19 protein-coding genes are annotated in these 21,389 nt (G+C 65.5%); 10 read left to right on the top strand and 9 right to left on the bottom strand.

The annotated features are described in order from the left end of the window. Positions 1-22: 22 nt before the first annotated feature. The 3 genes from QW881_RS12895 (at position 23) to ppc (ending at position 5,456) form a co-directional block, all read left to right on the top strand. The gene (locus QW881_RS12895) at positions 23-832 is read left to right on the top strand and encodes a crotonase/enoyl-CoA hydratase family protein (protein WP_315757756.1); all 810 of its coding nucleotides are present in this window, start codon (positions 23-25) and stop codon (positions 830-832) included. Positions 833-989: 157 nt separating this feature from the next. Further along, positions 990-2,534 carry an acyl-CoA synthetase gene (locus tag QW881_RS12890; protein ID WP_315757755.1) on the top strand — a complete coding sequence of 515 codons (1,545 nt, stop codon included), beginning with the start codon at positions 990-992 and terminating at the stop codon, positions 2,532-2,534. A gap of 138 nt (positions 2,535-2,672) precedes the next feature. Further along, positions 2,673-5,456, top strand: coding sequence for a phosphoenolpyruvate carboxylase (gene ppc, locus QW881_RS12885; RefSeq protein ID WP_315757754.1), 2,784 nt, complete (start codon positions 2,673-2,675; stop codon positions 5,454-5,456). A gap of 63 nt (positions 5,457-5,519) precedes the next feature. Here the strand turns inward: ppc and QW881_RS12880 are convergent, their stop codons facing one another. From QW881_RS12880 to QW881_RS12865, 4 genes are all read right to left on the bottom strand, one after another. Next, a complete protein-coding gene (locus tag QW881_RS12880) occupies positions 5,520-6,692 on the bottom strand; it encodes an SMP-30/gluconolactonase/LRE family protein (protein ID WP_315757753.1) in 1,173 nt (390 codons plus the stop codon). Positions 6,693-6,819: 127 nt separating this feature from the next. Beyond that, the gene (locus tag QW881_RS12875) at positions 6,820-7,734 is read right to left on the bottom strand and encodes an SDR family oxidoreductase (protein ID WP_315757752.1); all 915 of its coding nucleotides are present in this window, start codon (positions 7,732-7,734) and stop codon (positions 6,820-6,822) included. A 105-nt stretch (positions 7,735-7,839) separates the two neighbouring features. Beyond that, positions 7,840-8,979: a thiolase C-terminal domain-containing protein gene (locus QW881_RS12870; RefSeq protein ID WP_315757751.1), complete on the bottom strand. Its 1,140-nt coding sequence runs from the start codon at positions 8,977-8,979 to the stop codon at positions 7,840-7,842. Between the two features lie 4 nt (positions 8,980-8,983). Beyond that, positions 8,984-9,397, bottom strand: coding sequence for a Zn-ribbon domain-containing OB-fold protein (locus tag QW881_RS12865; RefSeq protein WP_315757750.1), 414 nt, complete (start codon positions 9,395-9,397; stop codon positions 8,984-8,986). A 189-nt stretch (positions 9,398-9,586) separates the two neighbouring features. Between QW881_RS12865 and QW881_RS12860 the strand changes: the two genes are divergently transcribed. The 5 genes from QW881_RS12860 to QW881_RS12840 all read left to right on the top strand — a co-directional run bounded on the left by QW881_RS12860 (position 9,587) and on the right by QW881_RS12840 (position 14,072). After that, complete coding sequence (locus QW881_RS12860; protein ID WP_315757749.1) at positions 9,587-9,910, top strand: hypothetical protein; 324 nt, start codon at positions 9,587-9,589, stop codon at positions 9,908-9,910. Between the two features lie 6 nt (positions 9,911-9,916). After that, a complete protein-coding gene (locus tag QW881_RS12855; protein ID WP_315757748.1) occupies positions 9,917-11,269 on the top strand; it encodes an amidase in 1,353 nt (450 codons plus the stop codon). 165 nt (positions 11,270-11,434) lie between these two features. Then, positions 11,435-12,103, top strand: a complete 669-nt coding sequence (locus QW881_RS12850; protein ID WP_409999017.1) for a 2OG-Fe(II) oxygenase — start codon at positions 11,435-11,437, stop codon at positions 12,101-12,103. Between the two features lie 5 nt (positions 12,104-12,108). After that, positions 12,109-12,762 (top strand): DNA oxidative demethylase AlkB, encoded by a 654-nt coding sequence (gene alkB / locus QW881_RS12845; protein WP_315757746.1) that lies wholly within the window; start codon positions 12,109-12,111, stop codon positions 12,760-12,762. Positions 12,763-12,836: 74 nt separating this feature from the next. Next, entirely contained in the window at positions 12,837-14,072 is a 1,236-nt protein-coding gene (locus QW881_RS12840) for an MFS transporter (RefSeq protein ID WP_315757745.1), read from the top strand. A gap of 15 nt (positions 14,073-14,087) precedes the next feature. Here QW881_RS12840 and QW881_RS12835 read toward each other — a convergent pair whose 3' ends face one another. Genes QW881_RS12835 through hpaH form a run of 5 tightly spaced genes read right to left on the bottom strand, consistent with a single transcriptional unit; the run spans position 14,088 to position 19,382 of the window. Continuing rightward, entirely contained in the window at positions 14,088-15,713 is a 1,626-nt protein-coding gene (locus tag QW881_RS12835) for a thiamine pyrophosphate-dependent enzyme (protein ID WP_315757744.1), read from the bottom strand. A gap of 23 nt (positions 15,714-15,736) precedes the next feature. Beyond that, positions 15,737-16,609, bottom strand: coding sequence for a fumarylacetoacetate hydrolase family protein (locus QW881_RS12830; RefSeq protein WP_315757743.1), 873 nt, complete (start codon positions 16,607-16,609; stop codon positions 15,737-15,739). Between the two features lie 12 nt (positions 16,610-16,621). Continuing rightward, positions 16,622-18,160, bottom strand: a complete 1,539-nt coding sequence (gene hpaE / locus QW881_RS12825) for a 5-carboxymethyl-2-hydroxymuconate semialdehyde dehydrogenase (RefSeq protein WP_315757742.1) — start codon at positions 18,158-18,160, stop codon at positions 16,622-16,624. Then, a complete protein-coding gene (locus QW881_RS12820) occupies positions 18,153-18,551 on the bottom strand; it encodes a 5-carboxymethyl-2-hydroxymuconate Delta-isomerase (RefSeq protein WP_315757741.1) in 399 nt (132 codons plus the stop codon). Before QW881_RS12820 ends, hpaE begins: the two co-directional genes overlap by 8 nt. 24 nt (positions 18,552-18,575) lie before the next feature. After that, complete coding sequence (gene hpaH / locus QW881_RS12815) at positions 18,576-19,382, bottom strand: 2-oxo-hept-4-ene-1,7-dioate hydratase (protein ID WP_315757740.1); 807 nt, start codon at positions 19,380-19,382, stop codon at positions 18,576-18,578. A gap of 177 nt (positions 19,383-19,559) precedes the next feature. Here hpaH and hpaR point away from each other — a divergent pair, with 177 nt between their 5' ends. Further along, a complete protein-coding gene (hpaR, locus tag QW881_RS12810) occupies positions 19,560-20,015 on the top strand; it encodes a homoprotocatechuate degradation operon regulator HpaR (RefSeq protein ID WP_409999016.1) in 456 nt (151 codons plus the stop codon). Positions 20,016-20,174: 159 nt separating this feature from the next. Further along, positions 20,175-21,260: a malate/lactate/ureidoglycolate dehydrogenase gene (locus tag QW881_RS12805; protein ID WP_315757738.1), complete on the top strand. Its 1,086-nt coding sequence runs from the start codon at positions 20,175-20,177 to the stop codon at positions 21,258-21,260. The last annotated feature ends 129 nt before the right edge of the window (positions 21,261-21,389 follow it).

Here is a 21,389-nt window from a genome sequence, read left to right as displayed (position 1 = left end):
ACATCCGTAGGGAGACCGCTCGATGGACAACCGCCTCGCGATCGAGATCAAGGACGGCGTCGCCGACGTTCGCCTGGTTCGCGCCGACAAGATGAATGCGTTGGACATGGAGATGTTCGAGGCGCTGGTCGCGGCGACCGACCGGCTGTCGAAGGAGAAGGGACTGCGGGCGGTGGTGCTGTCCGGCGAGGGGCGTGCCTTCTGCGCGGGCCTCGACATGGGCCGCTTCGCCGCGATGAAGGAGTCCGGCGGCAACGGCATACCCGGCGGCGAGAAGCGCGACCTCACCGTTCGCACCCACGGCAAGGCGAATTTCGCCCAGCAGGCTGTCTGGGGCTGGCGGCAGCTGCCGGTGCCGGTGATTGCTGCAGTGCATGGCGTCGCCTATGGCGGCGGCTTCCAGCTCGCGCTCGGCGCGGACATGCGCTACGTCGCGCCCGACACCAAGATGTCGATCATGGAGATCAAATGGGGTCTGGTGCCCGACATGGCGGGCACGCCGATCCTGGCGACCTTGATGCGCGACGACATCCTGCGTGAACTGACCTACACCGGTCGGGTGTTCTCGCCGGAGGAGGGGCAGTCCTACGGCCTCGTCACGCGCATCTGCGCCGATCCGCGCGCGGCGGCGCTGGAGACGGCACGCGAGATCGCGGGCAAGAATCCGGATGCGATCCGCGCCGCCAAGCGGATGCTGAACAATCTCTCGGTCGATCCGGGGCCGGCGCTGCTCGCCGAGTCGGTCGAGCAGCAGAAGCTGATCGGCAGCCCGAACCAGCTCGAATCGGTGCGTGCCAACATCGAGAAGCGCGCGCCGAAGTTTGCGGACTGAGTCCGTCATTCCGGGATGCTCCGACGGAGCAGGCCCGGAATCTCGAGATTCCGGGGTCGATGATCCGCCGCAAAACGGCTCCGCCGTTTTGTCGCGGCGCATCGCCCCGGAATGACGGCGGAAACTCAAACCGACGCCAGATCGGATAACAAAGAAAATGGAAACGTCCTCCCTGTTCCGCGGCATCATCTCCGGCGAGCGCCGGCGCAGCCACGCCGAAATCGCCGACCGCGCCGCGCGGATTGCCAGCGGCCTCGCGCAGCTCGGCGTGGGCCAGGGCGATAGCGTCTGCATGCTGATGCGCAACGACATCGCCTTCATCGAGGCGGCCTATGGCGCGATGCGGCTGGGCGCCTATGGCGTGCCGGTGAACTGGCACTTCAAGCCGGAGGAGATCGACTACATCCTCAAGGACTCCGCGACGCGCGTGCTGATCGGGCACGCCGATCTGCTGCATCAGCTCGCCGGGGCGATACCGGCCGATGTCACGGCGCTCAGCGTGCCCACACCGCCGGAGATTCTGTCCAACTACAAGATCGGCGCGGATCTGATCGAACCCCCGGAGTTCGCAATCGAGTTCGAGGGCTGGCTTGCCCAGCAGAGCCCTTACGAAGGGCAGCAGGTGCCGCAGCCGCAGAACATGATCTACACCTCCGGCACGACCGGTCATCCCAAGGGCGTCCGCCGCAATGCGCCGACGGTGGAGCAGGCCGCCTCGGCCGAGCGCATGCGCGCGTTGATCTACGGGCTGAAGCCGAACGCGCGCGCGCTGCTGCCGGGGCCGCTGTATCATTCGGCGCCGAACGCCTTCGGCCTGCGGGCGGGCCGTCTCGGCGGCGCGCTGGTGCTGATGCCGCGCTTCGAGCCGGAAGAATTTCTCGGCATCATCCAGACAGAGCGGATCGATACCATCTTCATGGTGCCGACCATGTTCATCCGGCTGATGAAGCTGCCGGAGGAGGTTCGCCGCCGCTACGACGTGTCGTCGCTGCGCCATGTCATCCACGCTGCGGCGCCGTGCCCGGCCGACGTCAAGCGCGCGATGATCGACTGGTGGGGACCCGTCATCTACGAGTTCTACGGCTCGACCGAATCCGGCGCCGTCACCTTCGCAACCTCGGAGGACGCGCTGAGGAAGCCAGGCACCGTCGGCAAGGTCTCGCCTGGTGCCGAGCTTCGTTTTCTCGGCGAGGACGGCCGCATCCTGCCGCAGGGCGAGGTTGGCGAGATCTATTCGCGCATCGCGGGCAATCCGGATTTTACCTATCACAACAAGCCGGAGAAGCGTGCCGAGATCGACCGCGACGGCTTCATTACGTCCGGGGACGTCGGCTACATGGACGCTGAGGGCTACGTCTTCCTGTGCGATCGCAAGCGCGACATGGTGATCTCCGGCGGCGTCAACATTTATCCGGCCGAGATCGAAGCCGTATTGCATGCCGTGCCCGGCGTGCACGATTGCGCCGTATTCGGCATTCCCGATGCCGAGTTCGGGGAAGCCCTGATGGCCGTGGTCGAGCCGCAGCCCGGCGTCGTGCTGGACACCGGCGAGATCAGACACCGGCTCAGGGCTTCTCTGGCCGACTACAAGGTGCCCAAGCACATCGAAATCCAGGACAAATTGCCTCGTGAGGATTCCGGCAAGATCTTCAAGCGGCGGCTGCGCGACCCCTATTGGGCGCAGGCAGGGCGAAAGATCTGATCGATTGGCGGCTCTCAGCGATGAGAAGACGTCACGTGAGCATTGAATAGGGCAGGCGACGCCTCTTTCTTGATCTTGCGCTGCGGTATAGATACGGCAGACTGACCCGTAAATGGGCAGCTGCTGGAGAGCGCATCCATGTCGCCGCAAACCATGACAGAGGAAATCCGTCCCAACCGCGCCGCCGAGGCGCAGGCCATGGAGGAGGATGCGCGGCTCCGGGACGATATCCGGCTGCTCGGCCGCATCCTCGGCGATACGGTCCGCGACCAGGAAGGCGCCGAATTGTTCGACCTCGTCGAGCGCATCCGCCAGACATCGGTGCGCTTCCACCGCGACGAAGACCGCCAGGCGCGGCGCGAGCTGGAGCAGATCCTCGACGGCATGACGACGGCTGAGACCGTCCGCATCGTCCGCGCCTTCAGCTATTTCTCGCACCTCGCCAACATTGCCGAGGACCAGAACAACATCCGGCGCATGCGTGCCAAGAGCGATTCCAATGGCGGGGCCGGCATGCTGGCGGCGACGCTCGCTCACGCCAAATCCGCCGGGTTCGAGGCTTCCGATCTGCGCAAGTTCTTCTCGACGGCGCTGGTCAGCCCGGTCCTGACCGCGCACCCGACAGAGGTGCGGCGCAAGAGCACGATGGATCGCGAGATGGAGATCGCGATGCTGCTCGACCGCCGCGAGCGGATGCAGTTGACGCCGGATGAGCGCGAGGCGAATGACGAGGCGCTGCGCCGCGCCGTGCTGACCTTGTGGCAGACCAACCTGCTGCGCCGGACCAAGCTGACGGTGCTCGACGAGGTCACCAACGGGCTGTCGTTCTACGACTACACGTTTCTGCGTGAGGTGCCGCGTCTGCTGTGCTCGCTCGAGGACCGGCTCAATGACGGAGCGGAGGTCGCGGGCGATCTCGCCTCGTTCCTGCGCATGGGGAGCTGGATCGGCGGCGACCGCGACGGCAATCCGTTCGTGACCGCCGAAGTGATGCGCGGAACGCTCAAGCTGCAATCCAGCCTGGCGTTGCACTACTATCTCGAGGAGCTGCATCTGCTCGGCAGCGAGCTGTCCATCGCCGCGCATCTCGCCGATGTCTCGGAGGAGCTGCGTGCGCTGGCCGAGCGCTCGCCGGACACGTCGCCGCATCGTCACGGCGAGCCTTATCGCCTGGCGGTGTCCGGCATCTATGCGCGCTTGGCGGCGACGGCGAAGAAGCTCGGTATCCAGATCAGCCGCCTTCCCGTGGCGGCGGTGGCGCCTTACGACAGCGTCAAGCAGATGCAGGATGATCTCGACGTGCTGCATCACTCGCTGATCGCCAACAATGCCGAGGTGATCGCACGCGGGCGGCTGCGGCTGCTGCGGCGTGCCCTGGATTGCTTCGGCTTCCATCTGGCCCGGCTCGACATCCGCCAGAACTCGGCGGTGCACGAGCGAACCGTCGCCGAGCTGATCGACACCGCGATGCCCGGCATGTCCTATATGGCGTTGAGCGAGGATGCCCGCGTCGGCCTGCTGGTCAGCGAGCTGCGCAACGCCAGGCCGCTGGTGTCGCAATTCGTCAAGTACAGCGATGAGACCGTCGGCGAGCTCGCGCTGTTCCGCGCCGCTGCCGAGGCGCACGCGACGTTCGGCGCCGACGTGATCCCCCAGTGCATCATCTCGATGTGCAAGGGCATGTCCGACATGCTCGAGGTGGCGTTGCTGCTCAAGGAGGTCGGCCTGATCGATCCATCGGGCCGCTGCGCCGTCAACATCGTGCCGCTGTTCGAGACGATCGAAGACCTGCAGGCGTCCAGCGGCATCATGGACCGCATGCTGGCGCTGCACGATTACCGCCGCCTGGTCGACAGCCGCGGCGCCGTGCAGGAGGTCATGCTCGGCTATTCCGACAGCAACAAGGACGGCGGCTTCGTCACCTCGGGCTGGGAGCTCTACAAGGCCGAGATCGGCCTGGTCGACATCTTCGAACGCCATGGCATCCGGCTCAGGCTGTTCCATGGCCGCGGCGGATCGGTCGGCCGCGGCGGCGGTCCGAGCTATGACGCCATCATCGCCCAGCCCGGCGGCGCTGTGAACGGCCAGATCCGGATCACCGAGCAGGGCGAGATCATCTCCAGCAAATATTCCAACGCCGAGGTCGGACGTAACAATCTGGAAATTCTCGCCGCCGCGACGCTCGAAGCGAGTCTGTTGCATCCGCGGCAGCCGGCGCCGAAGCGCGAGTATCTGACTGCCATGGATCGGCTCTCGGAGCTCGCCTTCAAGGCCTATCGCGGCCTCGTCTACGAGACCGACGGCTTCGTCGAATATTTCTGGGCCTCGACGGTCATCAACGAGATCGCCACCCTCAACATCGGCAGCCGTCCGGCGTCGCGCAAGAAAACTCGCGCCATCGAGGATCTGCGTGCGATCCCCTGGGTTTTCTCCTGGGCGCAGTGCCGGCTGATGCTGCCGGGCTGGTACGGCTTCGGCAGCGCGGTCGAGACCTGGGTCGCGGAGAATCCGGAACAGGGCATGCCGTTCCTGCGCGAGCTTTATCAGGAATGGCCGTTCTTCCGCATGCTGCTGTCGAACATGGACATGGTGCTCGCCAAGAGCTCGATCGCCATCGCCTCGCGCTATGCCGAGCTGGTCCCGGACGAGGCCCTGCGCGAAAAGATCTTTGGCCGCATCCGGCGCGAATGGAATCTGGTGATCGAGACGTTGCTCGATATCATGGGACAGGAGCGCTTGCTGCAGGGCAATCCGCTGCTGGAGCGCTCGGTGCGCAACCGCTTTCCCTATCTCGATCCGCTCAACCACGTGCAGGTCGAGCTTCTCAAGGAGCACCGCGCGCAGAACCCGGACGAGCAGGTGCTGCGCGGAATCCAGCTCACGATCAACGGCATCTCGGCGGGCTTGAGAAATACCGGATGAGGGCGAGTGGCGAGTAGCGAATAGAGGGTCTATTCGCTACTCCCTATTCGCCATTCGCTATCTTCAGGGCTTCAGCGCACCCTGCGCACTCGTATACACCGCATAGAGCGACGTCGAGCCGCAGATGTAGAGCCGATTACGCTGCTGGCCGCCGAAGCACAGATTGGCGACGGTTTCCGGAATGTGAATCTTGCCCAGCAATGTTCCGTCCGGGGCATAGCAGCGTACGCCGTCCTCGTTCGGATCACCCCAGCCGACCGAGCACCAGACCCGCCCGTCGCGATCACATCGGACGCCGTCGGAGATGCTGGGCTTGGGCATTTCGGCGAAGACCTTGCTGTTCGCCAGCTTGCCGGCGGCGTGATCGACGTCGAACACGCGGATATGCGCGGGATTGTCGGGCCCGTCGGTGAAGCCAGTGTCGATGACGTAAAGCTTCGTTTCGTCGGGTGAGAAGGCGAGCCCATTGGGCTCGACGAAGTCGTCGGCAACGACCTTGACCTCTCCCGATTTCGGATCGACCCGATAGACATTGTGCTTGTCCTGCTCGGGCGCCGCCTTGAGGCCCTCATAGAAGCCACCGATGCCGTAGACCGGATCGGTGAACCATATTGCGCCGTCGGCCGCGACCACTGCATCGTTCGGCGAATTCAATCGCTTTCCATTATAGCTGTCGGCGATGATCGTGATCGAGCCATCGAGCTCGGTGCGAGTGACCCGCCGACCGCTATGTTCACACGTGATCAGCCGTCCTTCTCGATCGATGGTGTTGCCGTTGGAATTCATCGAGGGCTGCCGATAGACGCTGAGGTGACCATCGTCCTCGGAGAACCGCATGATGCGATTGTTCGGGATGTCGCTGAACAGCAGATAACGACCGGCGGCAAAATAGACCGGGCCTTCGGCCCAGCGCATTCCGGTCGCGACGCGTTCGACGGCCATCGTGCCCGCGAAGGCCGGAAACTCCGCCGGCCCGAATGACAGCTTGGGCTTTTTCGACGACTCCAGGTGAGAGTCCGGATAGCGGCTGCCCGGCAAGGGACCGAGAGGCAGCGGATCTGTCGAGATTGTCGGTGCACCGGTCTGGCCGAAGGGCGTGACGGTTGCAGCCGATGCTGACGTCACGGTTGCCGTGGCAGCGGCGAATGCCGCGGCTCCTTTCAGCAGTCTGCGCCTGTCGAAGCCATCTGCTCCGACCAGCGAGTTCTGCGCGACGTCGTGTCGTGGAGTCGTCATATGTGTCCTCCCATTTTTTTTGTTGGGAGGCGACCATACGACAGAATCGTGGCGACGTGCGGGTCGTCTCGATAAAAAACAACTTGAGAGTGTGTGCGCTGCGAATGGACTTTGCGCGCTGCAAATCTCAGATCGGATCCCAGCCGAACACGTCGGCGGAACGATCGAGCTTGTAGAACGACGGCTTCAGCGCCGGCATGCCATGCTCCGCAATGGTCTGCGGCGTCCAGCCTTCGCCGCGGTGCACCGAGCGCAGCGGGCGCGACTGGCTCATCAGGAAGATCTCGTTCATGCGAACGGCGAAGATCTGGCCGGTGACGTCTTTCGAGGCATCGCCGAGCAGATAGGCGACGACGGGCGCGATCTTCTCGGGCCCCATCCGCTTCATGCGTTCGACGCGCTCCTTCTCGGCCTCGGTCTCCGCCGGGATGGTGCCGATCATGCGGCTCCAGGCAAACGGCGAGACGCAATTGGAGCGCACGTTGAAGCGGCCCATGTCGAGCGCGATCGACTTCGACAGGCCGACGATGCCGAGCTTTGCCGCGGCGTAGTTGGCCTGGCCATAATTGCCGATCAGGCCTGAGGTCGAGGTGAAATGGACGAAGGAGCCGCTCTCCTGCTCGCGGAACAGCCGCGCGGCGGAGTGAGCGACATAGAACGAGCCCATCAGGTGGACCTTGATGACGGCTTCGAACGCCTCGATGCTCATCTTGTGGAAGATCATGTCGCGCAGGATGCCGGCATTGTTGACCACGCCGTCGAGCTTGCCGAAATGGTCGATCGCTGCCTTCACGATCTTGCTGGCCGGGATCGCTTCGGACACGCTCTCGAAATTCGCCACCGCCGTGCCGCCGCGCTTCTTGATTTCCTCGACCACTTCCTCCGCCGGCGCCGCGCTGGTGCCCGAGCCGTCGGAGGCGACGCCGGGATCGTTGACGACGACCTTGGCGCCTTCGGCGGCGCACAGCAGCGCGATTTCGCGGCCGATGCCGCGGCCGGCGCCGGTGACGATGATGACTTTGTCCTGGAGCGATTTGGTCATGAGTGGTTCTCCTTGTTGTCATTCCGGGGCGATGCGCAGCATCGAACCCGGAATCTCGAGATTCCGGGTCTGGTGCTTCGCACCATCCCGGAATGACGAGTGCTGCTACTTCTCGTTCGTGAAAATAATCGTTCCTGACGCGGCGAACATGCCGCCGACGCCGTGACACACCGAGATCTTGGCTCCGGGCACCTGCGCCGGGGCGATGCCACGCATCTGGCGCACGCTCTCCTGCAGCGCATACATGCCGTACATGCCCGAATGCATGTAGGACAGGCCGCCGCCATTGGTATTGAGCGGCAGCTTGCCGCCGGGACGGGTGTGACCGGCAGCGATGAACGGCCCGGTCTCCTCATGCGGCATGAAGCCGAGATCGCCGAGCCCGAACAGCGGCAGATGCGCGAACGCGTCGTAGATCATGAGATGGTCGACGTCGGCATGGCCGATGCCGGCTTCCTTGAAGGCGAGGGGGCCCGCGACCTTAAAGGCACGCGACGAATTGAACGTCTCCATCTGGCTGACCATCGGCGTCTCCACGCTTTCGCCGGTGCCGAGAATATAGACTGGCCTCTGCGGAAAATCCTTGGCGCGATCCGCCGAGGTCAGGATCAGCGCGCCGCCGCCATCGGTGACGAGGCAGCATTGCAGCAGGCGGAACGGATAGGCGATCATGCGCGAGTTCAGGACGTCCTCGACGGTGATCGGGTCCTTCATCATCGCGCGCGGATTCTTCTCCGCCCATTCGCGCTGCACCACCGCCACCATCGCGAGCTGCTCATGCGTGATGCCGTACGTCTTCATGTAGCGCAGCACGGGGATCGGGAACATGCTGGGCGGCCCTGAGATGCCGAACGGCGCCTCGAACTGGCCCTGCAGACTGTCCGGCGGAATCGAGCGCGGCAGCTTGCCGATCATCGATTTGCCGCTCTCGGCGTGGGTGATCAGCACGGTCTTGCACAGGCCGGCCTCGATCGCCGCGGCAGCGTGGCGGACATGCAGCATGAAGGAGCAGCCGCCGACCGAGGTGCCGTCGACCCAGGTCGGCGTGATGCCGAGGTAATGACAGATCTGCTGCGGCGTCTCGACCGCGGTGGCGAAGCCGTCGATATCGGACAGCTTGAGCCCGGCATCGGCGATCGCATTCAGCGCCGCGTCCGCATGCAGCTGGATCTGCGACATCGTCGGGATGATTCCGAGCTCAGTGGTCTCGGCGGCGCCGACCACGGCAACCTGGTTTCTGCGCATCGGCTCAGCCCTTCGCCGGACGGAACAGGGGCAGGGTGATCTGCTCGTCCAATTTCTCGAATGTAACTTCGAGGGCCATGTCGAGCTCCAGTGCTTCCGGTGTCTGCGGGCAGCCTGTGATGTTGCTCATCATGCGCGGGCCTTCTTCGAGCGCCACGACGGCAATGGCGTAGGGCGGCGTGAAGCCGGGCGCAGGGGGACGATGGTTGATGACGTAGCTGTAGAGCGTGCCCCGGCCTGAGGCCTTGAAGACGCTGACCTTGCGGTTGGCGCAGGCCGGACAGAACGGGCGCGGCGGGAAGTAGACGTGGGCGCACGCGTCGCAGCGCTGCAGTCGCAATTCAGCGGCTCTGGTGCCGTCCCAGAAATGCTGGGTCTCGGGCGTCGGCTTGGGACGTGCGCGCGCTGGCTCGGCCATCCGATGGATCCTCCCTGCGGCGGGCTCCGTCGCCCGCTCCTTTGCATCCGTGATGCGCCATTTGACGCAGACGCGTCAACGGTCCATCACGCCACGCATGCGGCCCTCCGGGAGGCGCAGAGGTGTTGGACGGCAATTGCCGCCTGATGAAAATTGGTCTTTGATGCCGCGAGTATGATCGGAGCCGAGATGAAGCTGCGCGACATCGCCCATTCCAGGACCGGCGACAAGGGTGACACCTCGAACATCTCGGTCATCGCCTACGACCCCAAGGATTACCCGCTGCTGCTCGCACAAGTGACGGCCGAGCGGGTCAGGGCCCACTTTGCCGGCATTGTCCGGGGCGAGGTGGTCCGCTATGAGCTGCCCAACATTGCGGCGCTGAATTTCGTGATGAGCCGGGCGCTCGGCGGCGGGGTCACCCGTTCGCTGGCGCTGGATGCGCACGGCAAGTCGCTGAGCTCCGCGCTGCTCGATCTGGATATCGCGGCTGATGCCGCAGACATGCGATAGGACGCCATGACCGCTTCAATTCCGACCCTGGCCGCGCTGGCCGACGATCTCGCCGCCGGCCGCACCACCGCGCGCAAGCTGGTGGAGGAGTGTCTCGCCCGCATTGCCGATCCCGCGGGTGAGGGGGAGCGCGCCTTCATCCATGTCGACGAGGAGGCCGCGCTGGCTGCCGCTGACGGCATGGACGCGCTGCGTAGGGCCAATGCGGCGCCGTCGCCCTTCGCCGGCATTCCGGTCTCGATCAAGGACCTGTTCGACATCAAGGGCCAAGTGACCCGCGCCGGCTCGCGCGCGCTCGACGACTCCGCGCCGGCCGACGCCGATGCGCCCGCGGTGGCGCGGCTGCGCCGGGCCGGCTTCGTCGTGATCGGCCGCACCAACATGACCGAGTTCGCCTATTCCGGCATCGGCATCAACCCGCATTACGGCACGCCGAAGAGCGCCTGGAAGCGCGAGGTCGGTTATGTGCCCGGCGGCTCCTCGTCGGGCGCCGCCGTCTCGATCGCCGACCGCATGGCCTATGGCGCGCTGGGCACCGACACCGGCGGCTCCTGCCGCATCCCCGCCGCCTTCAACGGCATCACAGGCTTCAAGCCGACGCAGGCCCGCGTGCCGCTCGACGGCGGGGTGCCGCTGTCGTCGACGCTCGACAGTTTTGGGCCGCTCGCCAACACCGTCGCATGCTGCGCGATCCTCGACTCGGTGCTGGCCGATGAGCCGATCCGGCCGCTGGCCGCGCGACCGGTGAAGGGCCTGCGGCTCGCGGTGCCCACGACGATCGTGCTCGACGAGCTCGATGCCGAGGTTGCCGAGACCTTCGAGCGGGCGCTGCAGAGCTTGGCGAAGCAGGGCGCGCTGATCGAGCGCATCGAATTTCCGGAGTTTCTCGACGTCGGCGTCATCGGCATGAAGGGCGGCTTTGCCGCGGCCGAGAGCTACGCCTGGCACCGCTTCCTGCTTACGGCCAAGGGCGACGTCTACGATCCGCGCGTCTCCGTCCGCATCATGCGCGGCGAGGCGATCACGGTGCCCGACTACATCGAGATGCTCAACGCCCGCCGCTCGCTGGTCAAGCGGGCCGCCGCACGGATCGCGCCGTACGACGCGCTGGTGATGCCGACCACCGCCAACGCGCCGCCCAGGATTGCCGATCTCGCCGACGACCAGGTCTTCGCCCGCGAAAACATCCGTGCCCTGCGCAACTGCACGTTCATCAACATGATCGACGGCTGCGCCATCTCGCTGCCGGCGCATCGCCATGGCGAGGTCCCGGTCGGCCTGATGCTGGCGCAATCCGGCGGCAACGACCGCAAGCTGCTGGAGATCGCGGCCGGGGTCGAGAGCGTGGTGCGGGGCTGAGGCGGCGGCGGGGAGCAGCGTTGTCTCTGATCGAGTTTGCTCTACCCCGGAAAACGGGTGGCGCTGGACCAGCCTGATGGCCACATTGCTTGCATGATCAAGGCACGCAAGATGACTCCATCGTCGCCCGAACCCACGCCGGGCCCCAACGCGGTCGACTGGGCGATGGTGGAACGCGACCTCGATGCGCGCGGCTGCGCCGTGTTGACGCAGTTGCTCTCGCCCGACGACTGCCGCGCGTTGGCGGCGCTCTATCCGGACGACAGTCGCTTTCGCAGCCGCGTGGTGATGGCGCGGCATGGCTTCGGGCGCGGCGAGTACAGATATTTCAGCTATCCGCTGCCGGATCCGATCGCTCGGCTGCGGCCGCAGCTCTATGCGCATCTGGTCGCAATCGCCAATCGCTGGAATGCGACGATGGGGATCGATGTGCACTATCCGGCCGAGCACGCGCAATTTCTCGCGCGCTGCCACCAGGCCGGCCAGACCAGGCCGACGCCGCTGTTGCTGCAATATGTCGAGGGCGACTACAACTGCCTGCATCAGGATCTCTATGGCGAGCATGTGTTTCCGCTGCAGGTCGCGATTCTGCTGTCCGAGCCGGGGCGTGATTTCGAGGGCGGTGAGTTCGTGCTGACCGAGCAGCGGCCGCGCATGCAGTCGCGCGCCGAGGTGGTGCCGCTGCGGCAGGGCGATGCCGTGGTGTTCGCGGTCCACAATCGTCCGGTGCAGGGCACGCGCGGCAGCTACCGCGTCAACATGCGCCATGGTGTCAGCCGGCTGCGCTCCGGCCGGCGCCATACGCTGGGCGTGATCTTTCACGATGCGAAGTGAGGCGCATGACGGCGGATCTGTTTGATGGACTCGAGGCGGCAGGACCGGCCCGCGAGCAGCTCGCGCCCGGCGCGGTGCTGCTGCGCGGCTTCGCGCGGCCGCAGGAGGCCGAGCTGATCACCGCGATCGAGGCGATCGCGGCGCAGGCGCCGTTTCGCCGCATGGTGACCCCGGGCGGCCATCAGATGTCGGTCGCGATGACGAGTTGCGGCGCGTGTGGCTGGGTCACGGATCGCAGCGGCTACCGCTATGATGCGCGCGATCCGGACAGCGGCCAGCCATGGCCGGCGATGCCGCCGCTGTTTCATCAACTTGCCGAGCGCGCCGCAAGCGAGGCCGGCTTCGCAGGCTTTGCGCCCGATGCCTGCCTGATCAACCGCTATGAGCCTGGCGCCAGGATGTCGCTGCATCAGGACCGCGACGAGCGCGACGTCGGCGCGCCGATCGTCTCGGTCTCACTCGGGCTGCCGGCGACGTTCCTGTTCGGCGGGCTCAAACGCACCGACAAGACGCAGCGTTATCGGCTCGTTCATGGCGACGTCGTCGTCTGGGGCGGGCCGGCGCGGCTCGCATTTCACGGCGTTGCGCCGCTCGCCGACGGTGAGCATGCTCGGCTCGGCCGCCGGCGCATCAACCTGACCTTCCGCCGAGCGCGGTAGTCCTGGCCGGTCTGTGACCTTCCTCGTTTTGCAACGGGCATCCTTGGCTCTATGCTGCCCCCGGGAGAGGGGCCATGAGCACTGTCGAACTTGCGGAGGAGCGAGCGCCGGCGGCGACGCGAATAGGACTTCACCTTGCGCTGCTGCAGCTGGTGTTCACGCTGCTGTGGACGACCTATGTGATCTATCTGCCTAAGCTCGCGGCCCAGGCCGGCATCGCGCCCTCGGCCGTCGTTCTGATCCTGATGCTGGACCAGGCGATCTTCACGCTCTCGGATACGGCCATGGGGGTCGCGGCCGATCGCATCGGGCGCGTCGCCGCGTGGTTCGGTCTCTTCGTCGGCCTGCTGGCTGCGGTATCCTGCGCCGCCTTTGTCGCGCTGCCTTTCGTGGCGGCGTCGGCGGGTCCAGCGGTCTTCATCGGACTGATCGCGATCTGGGCGCTGACCTCCTCGGTGTTGCGCGCGCCGCCCTTGACCCTGCTCGGGCGCCATGCGGCCCGGCCGGCCATTCCGTTCCTGGCAGCGCTGGTCATGCTCGGCTATGGCGTGGCTGGCGCCGTGTCGCCATATCTCGGCGTGATCCTGCGCGACTACGATCCGCGATTGCCGTTCGTCATCTCATCGGCGGTGCTGCTGCTGACCGCGCTCGGTCTCGCGCGCATCCCGCAGGATGCCGGTCCGGCCGCGCAAGCGCCGGCCAAGCCCGAATCCAAGCCAGAGCCCAAGCCGCTGCGGGGATTGCCGCTGCTGTTCATTGGCGCGATGGTGATCCTCGCGCTCGGCTACCAGCTGCATTTCAGCATCAACAGCTCGGCGTTCTATCTGCGCTTTGCCAAGCCGGAGGATCTGCCCTGGCTGATGCCGGTGTTCTGGATCGGCTTCAACCTCGTGCTGTTCCCGGCCAGCGTCGTGGTGAAGCATCGCGGCGGGCTCATGGTGATGGGAATTGCCGGGCTGCTCGGTGCACTCGCCATCGTCAGTGCCGAGCTCGCGGGTGCGCTGACCGTGCTGATCGTGGCGCAGTTCATCGCCGGTGCGGCCTGGGGCTGCATGATGATGAGCGCGATCTCGGCAGCGCTCGCCATCGGGACGACGGGTGCCGAGGGCAAGGTGACCGGGCTGGTATTCTCGGCGCTGGCGCTGGCCACTTTCGCGCGGATCGCCGCCGTCGCCGGCGGTCTGCAGCAGCTGCCCGACTACGCACCGCTGGTGCAATGGGCACCGGTCGCGTGCTGGCTCGTGGCCGGCGCCGGCCTGCTGGCGATGGCCGCGGCCGGATTGCAGGGACGCCGCGCGTCCCCGCCGTGAGCTCGATCAGCGCCCTCAGGGCTTCGGCGGATGGATGAAACCCCAGGGCGAGACCTCGCTGTCGCGAGGCACCTCGATGTCGATCAGATACGGCCCGCCATGGGCGAGCGCGGTCTCCAGCGCCGACTTGAACTGGTCGGGCGACGTGACCTTGCTGGCGGCGATGCCGAAGGATTCGGCGAGCCTGACGAAATCCGGATTGACGAGATCGGAGGCGACGACGCGGCCGTCGAAGCGCTCGCGCTGGTCGCGCCGCACATTGCCATAGGCATTGTTGTTGAAGACCAAAGTGACGACGCCGATGTTGTATTGCACGGCAGTCGCCAGTTCCTGCACGGCGAACATGAAGCCGCCGTCGCCGGTGATCGCGACGACAGGCTTGTCGGGATGCGCCACCTTGGCGCCGAGCGCGGTCGGAAAGCCGGCGCCGAGCGTGCCCTGGTAGCCCGAGGTGATGAAGGTGCGCGGCTCGTAGACCGGAAAGCCGTACCAGGAGGCGAAGCCGACTTGTGACAGCTCGTCGGTGACGATGGCGTCTTTCGGCAGCACCTCGCGCAGTACGTTCAGATAGGCCATCTGCGGCTGCACCTGCTGGATCTCCTGCAAGGTCGTAGCGCTGGCGTCGCGGATGGACGCGCGACGGCCTGTTGTCTTGCGATAGCCCGCTTTACTGACGGCGGCCGCGAGCGCGGCCGTGCCCGCCTTGGCGTCGGCGACGATGCCGGCATCGACGATCAAGCGCCGCATCTCGGCGGGATCGATGTCGATGCGGATCGACTTCAGGCCATCCGGCTTGAACGGCCAGCGGAACGTGGTCGGCAGCTCCATGCGGGTGCCGATGCCGATCATCAGGTCGGTGGTCGGCCAGAGCTTGTAGGCCGCGGCCATGGTGAGCCCGAGTTCATGCGCATTGGAGACGATGCCGCGCCCGGAGCGGAAGGCGACCACCGGCGCGTCGATCATCTCGGCGAGCTCGCGGATCTCCTCGCGCGCATCGATCGCGCCCGCACCGACGAAAATCATCGGTGTCTTCGCAGCCGTGATCAGCGCGGCGGCCTTGGCGATGCGGTCGGGATCGGGCTGCGGCGGCGCGAACGGAGCCAGCGGCTTTGCGGCGGCCGTCTCGGCCTTCTGCGTGAACACGTCCCAGGGCATTTCCAGCGCCGCGGGGCCGCGCCTCCCGGACATCATCTCTTGAAAGGCGCGCGACACGAGCGTCGGCGCGCTGTCGGGATATTCGATGCGCTCGGCCCATTTGACGAAGGTCCGCAGGGTCGCGAGCTGGTCCGGCATCTCGTGCAGATGGCCGCGGCCACGCCCGAGATAGTCGGTCGGCACCTGGCCGGTCAGGCACAGCACCGGCTCATTGCAGCCGAAGGCGGTGAGCAGCGCAGCACCAGCATTCAGCACGCCGGGACCCGGTACGACGCTGAACACGCCGGGCTTGCCGCTGGCGCGCGCATAGCCGAACGCCATGTAGCCGCAGGCCTGCTCATGGCGGGCGCCGATGACTTTCAACTGCGCCTGGTGGAAGGCGTCGAACAGGCCGTAGACCTGCGCGCCGGGCAGGCCGAACACGGTGTCGACGCCGTGGGCGACGAGCCCGCTGACGATGGCTTCGCCGCCGGTCATGGTGGTCATGCTGACATTCCGTTTCTGAACTTCTACAGGGCTTCGTCGACGACGCCGTTGCGCAAGGTGCCGACGCCCTCGGCTTCGATCTCGATGACGTCGCCAGGCTTCAGATAGCGCGGCGGATCGAACCGTGCACCGGCGCCGGTGGGCGTGCCCGTCACGATCACGTCACCGGGGACGAGCGTCGTGAAGGTCGAGATGTAGTTGATGAGGTAGCGGAAGCCGAAGATCAGCCGCGATGTGCGGTCGTCCTGGCGCAATTCGCCATTGACGCGCGTCGTCAGCCTGACGTCGGCGAGCTGGCTCTCATTGGTGTAGGGCACGATCCAGGGCCCGAGGCTGCCGGTCGAATCGAAGTTCTTGCCTTGGGTGACGTTGAACTTGGCGTGCCGTACCCAGTCGCGGATGGTGCCCTCGTTGCAAAGCGTGAGCGCGGCGACGTGATCCAGCGCCTGGGCCTCCGGGATGTGACGGCCTGCCTTGCCGATGATCAGCACGAGCTCGCCTTCATAGTCGAGCTGCGGTGAAGCGCGGGGACGCACCAGCGGCGTCTCGTGGCCAACGAAGGAGCGCGGCGTGCGCATGAACATCGACGGATATTTCGGCGCGTCCTGGCCGTCCTTGTACTCGGCGTTGCGATCGGGATAGTTGACGCCGATGCAGATGATCTTCTCGGGCGCGGGGATCGGCGGCTGCCAGCTGATGGCATCGAGGCCGTGATCGGGCGACAGCCCGGCTGCGGCATCGATCAGCCGGGGCAGGGCTCCCGCGGCGATCACCTCGCGCAAGGTCGGATAATCCTGGGCGAAACGCGTGGAGAGATCGATGAGGCCCTTGTCGGTCGCAAGTCCGTAGCGGACCGAGCCATCGGCGGCATAGGTGGCGAGGCGAGGGGAGGTCATGGGCATCAGTCCTTACACGCCGAGCCGCTGGATCTTGTGCGTGCCGCGCGCGAGCGAGACGTGCTTGGTCTCCATGTAGAAGTCGAACGAGTAGTCGCCGCCGTCGCGGCCGATGCCGGATGCCTTCATGCCGCCGAACGGGGTCGGCAGATGGCGGACATTCTCCGAGTTCAGCCAGATCATGCCGGCCTCGAGCGCATCGGCCACGCGCAGAGCCCGGCCCATGTCATTGGTCCAGACATAGCCGGTGAGGCCATATTGCACGTCATTGGCGATCTCGATCGCATCCGCCTCGTCGCGGAACGGGATTACGGTCAGGAACGGCCCGAACACTTCTTCCTGCGCCACGCGCATGGTCTGGCTCGCGCCGGTCACCAGCGTGGGCTCGACATAGTGGCCGCCGCCCGGTCCATCGAACGGCTTGCCGCCCACGGCGATGATCGCGCCGTCCTGCCTTGCGACATCGACATAGGAGCAGACCTTGGCCAGATGCCGCTCGTGGATCAGCGGCCCGATCTCGGTGGCCGGATCGAGCGGATGACCCACTTTCAGCGCACGCACGCGCGCCGCAAGCTTGGCCGTGAAGGTCTCGGCGATGCTCTGCTGCACCAGCAGACGGCTCGATGACGTGCAGCGCTCGCCATTGAGCGAGTAGATCATGAACACGACGGCATCGAGCGCGCGGTCCAGATCGGCATCGTCGAACACGATCACCGGGTTCTTGCCGCCAAGCTCGAAATGCACCCGCTTCAGGGTCGGTGCGCCCTGCGCCATGATCGCAGATCCCGTCGAGCTCTCGCCGACGAAGCCGATTGCCTTGATCGCGGCATGCTCGGTCAGCGCCTTGCCGGCTTCCTCGCCGAAGCCGTGTACGGTGTTGAGCACGCCGTCGGGAATGCCGGCCTCCTTGGCGAGTTTCGCCAGCCATTGCGCCGTGATCGGCGACCACTCCGCCGGCTTGTGCACGACAGTGCAACCGGCCGCGAGTGCCGGCGCGATCTTCCAGGTCGAGAGCATGAACGGCGTGTTCCACGGCGTGATCACGCCGACCGGGCCGATCGGCACCCGCGTCGAGATGTTCCAATGCTCGTCGCTCGGCGTGCTCAGGCCGTCGCGGGCCTCGGTGCATTTGTCGGCGAAGAAGCGGAAATTCTCGGCGGCGCGGATCGCGGCCTTGGCCATGAAGCGATAGGCCTGACCGGTGTCGATGCATTCGAGCACGGCGATGTCGTCGGCATGATCCTCGATCGCGTCGGCCACGCGATGCAGCAGCTTGCGCCGCATCGCGGGCGCCATGTCGCGCCACGACTTGAAGGCGAGGGCGGCCGAGGTCGCCGCGCGATCGATGTCCTCGGCATTGCCGCGCGCGACCTTGGCCAACACCGTGCCATCGATCGGGGACTTGGTCTCGAACGTCGCGCCTGAGATCGCCGGCACCACCTTGCCGTCGATGAAGTGGCCGATGCCCTCGTCCTTCAGCTTCGCGAGCAGGGGAGCGGCACGGTCGAGATTGGCCTTGTAGATGTCGGCTTTGGGACTGGCCTTATCCATGGGATGCCTCCGCTTTCAGGGCGTCGTGGATGTTGTTGCGCTTCCAGCTGGTCGCGGCGTCGTTGATCTGCATGTCGAAGGACAATGCGAACTTGCTGCTCGCGAAGACCGGATCGAGATACGCCGAGAGCGCCTTGAAAACGTGCTCGCCGGCCTTCTGCCGTGCCGCGAGGTCGCGGCCTTCGCCGAGCCGCAGCAGCATCGCGAGGAAGGCGGAGTCGGGCTTGCCGTCGGCGATCGCGTAGTGCTCGCAACGGATCGCGCGGACGCGGATGCCGCCGATCGGGAAGATCCCGGTCTCGCTGGCAGCCTTGCGGACCACTTCGCAGACATTGGCCATGACGACAAAGGCGTCGAGATTGGCGGAGTATTCGATGCTGAAATGCGGCATGGTGCGGTCGCTCCGGTGCAGGCGTCAGGCGAAGTAGCAGCTCACCGTCCCATAGGGACCATAGTCGGCCTGGATCGTGTCGCCCTTGCGGGCCTCGATCGGCCGGATGAAGGAGCCAGCGAGCACGACCTGTCCCGGTTCCAGCGCGAGCCCGTGGGCTGCGATCTTGTTGGCGAGCCACGCCACCGCGGTAGCCGGATTGTTGAGCACGCCGGCCGCCAGCCCGGTCTCTTCCAGTTGTCCATTCTTATAACAGAGCGCGCCGATCCAGCGCAGGTCGGCGTCGAGCGGCCGCAGCGGCCGGCCGCCGAGCACGATGCCGGCGTTTGCAGCATTGTCGGCGATCGTGTCGAAGATCTTGCGCGTCGCCTTCGTTTCCTGATCGACCCGCTCGATCCGGGTGTCGAGAATCTCCAATGCCGGCACCACGAAATCGGTCGCGTTGAGCACGTCGAACAGAGTGCAGTCCGGTCCCGAAAGACGATGCTTCATGACGAAGGCAAGCTCCGCCTCGATCCGCGTCGCGATGAAGCGGTCGGACGGCACCAGCCCGCCATCGGCAAAGAACATGTCGTCGAGCAGCACGCCCGAATCGGGCTCATCGATGTTCAGCGCGCTCTGCATCGCTTTCGATGTCAGTCCGATCTTATGCCCCTTGATGATGCGCCCCCCGGCCACCTTGATGCCGATCCAGGCCTCCTGGATGGCATAGGCCTCCGCGATGGTGATATCGGGAAACTCCTGCGACAGCTGCCTGATCTGGCGGCGGCTCTTTTCGGCCTGATCCAGGCGTGAGGCGCAGCGATGAATCTGGTCGCTCGAAAGAGGCATGAGTGATCGCTCGGAAAAGAGGTGGCGAGAGATGGTTAACATGTTAAGTTTATGCGGGCAAATCGAAAGGGCAATTGCTGCAGTGCAAATGTTCGGGGCGGCCCAGGGGGGACCGATGTGAGCGAGACCAGGGCCAAGGTCGCCAGGCAGGCGGCGAAGGAAGCCCGCAAGGTGCCAATGCGTGACTTCTCGCAGTCGCTGCCGATGGCATTGTTGCGGGCGCGTGAGGCCGTGATGCGGCAGTTTCGTCCCAATCTGCGGCAGCACGGCCTGACCGAGCAGCAATGGCGGATCCTACGCGCGCTGGCGGCGGTCGACGTGATCGAGGTGACGGAGCTGGCGCGGGTCGCGTTCCTGCTTGGGCCCAGCCTGTCCCGCATCCTGCGCGATCTCGAGGCGCGCGGCTTGATTCAACGCGAAGTCGATAGCCGCGACATGCGCAGGGGCGTGTTGTCGATTTCGACCAAGGGCATGAAGCTGATCGCGCAGGTCGCGCCGAGCTCAGAGGCGATCTACGCATCAATTGCCAGCCGGTATGGTGCACGCAAGCTTGCCGCATTGCACAAGATGCTGGGCGAGCTCGAGCGGAGCATTGGCGGCGATCTCGACCCCGACGACAGCGGCGACGGCTGATATGCCGCGGACGAGACGCAATGGGTGGGGTCTCGTGCTTGGCAGGCCGTTCGGCGTTTTGATAAGAAGCGATGCAGTCGAGCGGAGATGGCGTGCGTCGCAGGCATGGCAAACCATGCTAACTCTGTTTTCGCATGCTGATCGAACCCGCGAGTTGTCATGGTCACTATCAAGGTAGCGCATCTCATCGATTTCGTTGCCGATGTCTTCGAACACGCCAATTCCTCGCCGGAGGAGGCCCGCCGGATCGCGACCTATCTGACGACGGCCAACCTGACAGGGCATGACAGCCACGGTGTGATCCGCGTGCCCGTCTATATCCGTTGGCAGAAGATGGGTTCGATCGTGCCCAACCAGACCGCAGAGGTCGTGGTCGACACCCCGTCGCTGGTGGTCGTCGACGGCAAGTTCGGCTACGGCCAGACCGTGACACCACAGGCCGTGAAGATCGGCATCGAGCGTTGCAAGAAGAGCGGCTTGGCTGCGTTGGCGCTGCGCAATTCCGGCCATCTCGGCCGGGTCGGCGACTGGGCGGAGATGGCCGCCGCTGAGGGACTCGTCTCCATTCATTTCGTCACGGCCGCAGGCTCGCTGTTGGTGGCGCCCTATGGCGGAGTCGAGAAGCGGTTCTCGACCGCGCCATATTGTGTCGGCATCCCACGCCAGGGACAGGATCCCATCGTGCTCGATTTCGCGACCTCGATCGTGGCTGAGGGCAAGGTCCTGGTGGCGAGCCGCGGCGGCAAGAAGCTGCCCAAGGGCGCCTTGATCGATGCCGATGGTACGCTCAGCGAGGATCCGGCGGTGCTCTATGGACCCTATGAGGCCGAGGGGACGCGCGACCACACCAAGGGGACGGGAGCGATCCGCGCCTTCGGCGAGCACAAGGGCTCCGGTCTCGCCTTCATCTGTGAGCTGCTTGGCGGCGCCTTGACCGGCACCGGGGCGACGTCGGCAAACCGGCGCTTTGCCAACGGCATGCTCGCGATCTACATCGATCCGAAGGTGGTCGATCCGGCGAGCTTCTTCGATGCTGAAATCACCCGCTACACGGATTTCATCCGGGCGACCAAGCCGGTCTCCGGCGTCGATCAGGTGCTGGTGCCGGGCGATCCCGAGCGCAATATGCGGGCCGAGCGTACGGCCAATGGCGTGCCCTTGCCCGATGACACCTGGGCGGCAATAGTGAACACGGCACGCGAAGTGGGTGTCAGCGAAGCGAGCATTCAGCGGGCGACATCGTGATATCAGTGTGATTTGCGGGTGGCGCGAAGCATTCATGCTCAAATTGAGCGGGATTGCATTGCGTTGAGCCATGGGCGAAAACGAATTCTAATGAGACGGATCGGTTGAACAACAAGGGAAGGAAACGCA

It is taken from the genome of Bradyrhizobium sp. SZCCHNS3016, assembly GCF_032484535.1.
In the GTDB taxonomy this organism is placed as follows: Bacteria; Pseudomonadota; Alphaproteobacteria; order Rhizobiales; family Xanthobacteraceae; genus Bradyrhizobium.
The sequence above is the reverse complement of the archived record's forward strand: the minus strand, read 5'-3'. Positions and strand labels throughout refer to the sequence as shown.

Excerpts from the sequence above, each read along its gene's own strand:
- hpaH (WP_315757740.1), bottom strand. The coding sequence starts at position 19,382 with ATGCCTCTTTCGAGCGACCAGATTCATCGCTGCGCCTCACGCCTGGAT.
- QW881_RS12870 (WP_315757751.1), bottom strand. The coding sequence starts at position 8,979 with ATGCGCAGAAACCAGGTTGCCGTGGTCGGCGCCGCCGAGACCACTGAG.
- QW881_RS12830 (WP_315757743.1), bottom strand. The coding sequence starts at position 16,609 with ATGACCTCCCCTCGCCTCGCCACCTATGCCGCCGATGGCTCGGTCCGC.
- ppc (WP_315757754.1), top strand. The coding sequence starts at position 2,673 with ATGTCGCCGCAAACCATGACAGAGGAAATCCGTCCCAACCGCGCCGCC.
- hpaE (WP_315757742.1), bottom strand. The coding sequence starts at position 18,160 with ATGGATAAGGCCAGTCCCAAAGCCGACATCTACAAGGCCAATCTCGAC.
- hpaR (WP_409999016.1), top strand. The coding sequence starts at position 19,560 with ATGCGTGACTTCTCGCAGTCGCTGCCGATGGCATTGTTGCGGGCGCGT.
- QW881_RS12835 (WP_315757744.1), bottom strand. The coding sequence starts at position 15,713 with ATGACCACCATGACCGGCGGCGAAGCCATCGTCAGCGGGCTCGTCGCC.
- QW881_RS12865 (WP_315757750.1), bottom strand. The coding sequence starts at position 9,397 with ATGGCCGAGCCAGCGCGCGCACGTCCCAAGCCGACGCCCGAGACCCAG.
- QW881_RS12805 (WP_315757738.1), top strand. The coding sequence starts at position 20,175 with ATGGTCACTATCAAGGTAGCGCATCTCATCGATTTCGTTGCCGATGTC.
- QW881_RS12890 (WP_315757755.1), top strand. The coding sequence starts at position 990 with ATGGAAACGTCCTCCCTGTTCCGCGGCATCATCTCCGGCGAGCGCCGG.
- QW881_RS12840 (WP_315757745.1), top strand. The coding sequence starts at position 12,837 with ATGAGCACTGTCGAACTTGCGGAGGAGCGAGCGCCGGCGGCGACGCGA.
- QW881_RS12855 (WP_315757748.1), top strand. The coding sequence starts at position 9,917 with ATGACCGCTTCAATTCCGACCCTGGCCGCGCTGGCCGACGATCTCGCC.
- QW881_RS12820 (WP_315757741.1), bottom strand. The coding sequence starts at position 18,551 with ATGCCGCATTTCAGCATCGAATACTCCGCCAATCTCGACGCCTTTGTC.
- QW881_RS12875 (WP_315757752.1), bottom strand. The coding sequence starts at position 7,734 with ATGACCAAATCGCTCCAGGACAAAGTCATCATCGTCACCGGCGCCGGC.
- QW881_RS12850 (WP_409999017.1), top strand. The coding sequence starts at position 11,435 with ATGGTGGAACGCGACCTCGATGCGCGCGGCTGCGCCGTGTTGACGCAG.
- QW881_RS12880 (WP_315757753.1), bottom strand. The coding sequence starts at position 6,692 with ATGACGACTCCACGACACGACGTCGCGCAGAACTCGCTGGTCGGAGCA.
- QW881_RS12895 (WP_315757756.1), top strand. The coding sequence starts at position 23 with ATGGACAACCGCCTCGCGATCGAGATCAAGGACGGCGTCGCCGACGTT.
- QW881_RS12860 (WP_315757749.1), top strand. The coding sequence starts at position 9,587 with ATGAAGCTGCGCGACATCGCCCATTCCAGGACCGGCGACAAGGGTGAC.
- alkB (WP_315757746.1), top strand. The coding sequence starts at position 12,109 with ATGACGGCGGATCTGTTTGATGGACTCGAGGCGGCAGGACCGGCCCGC.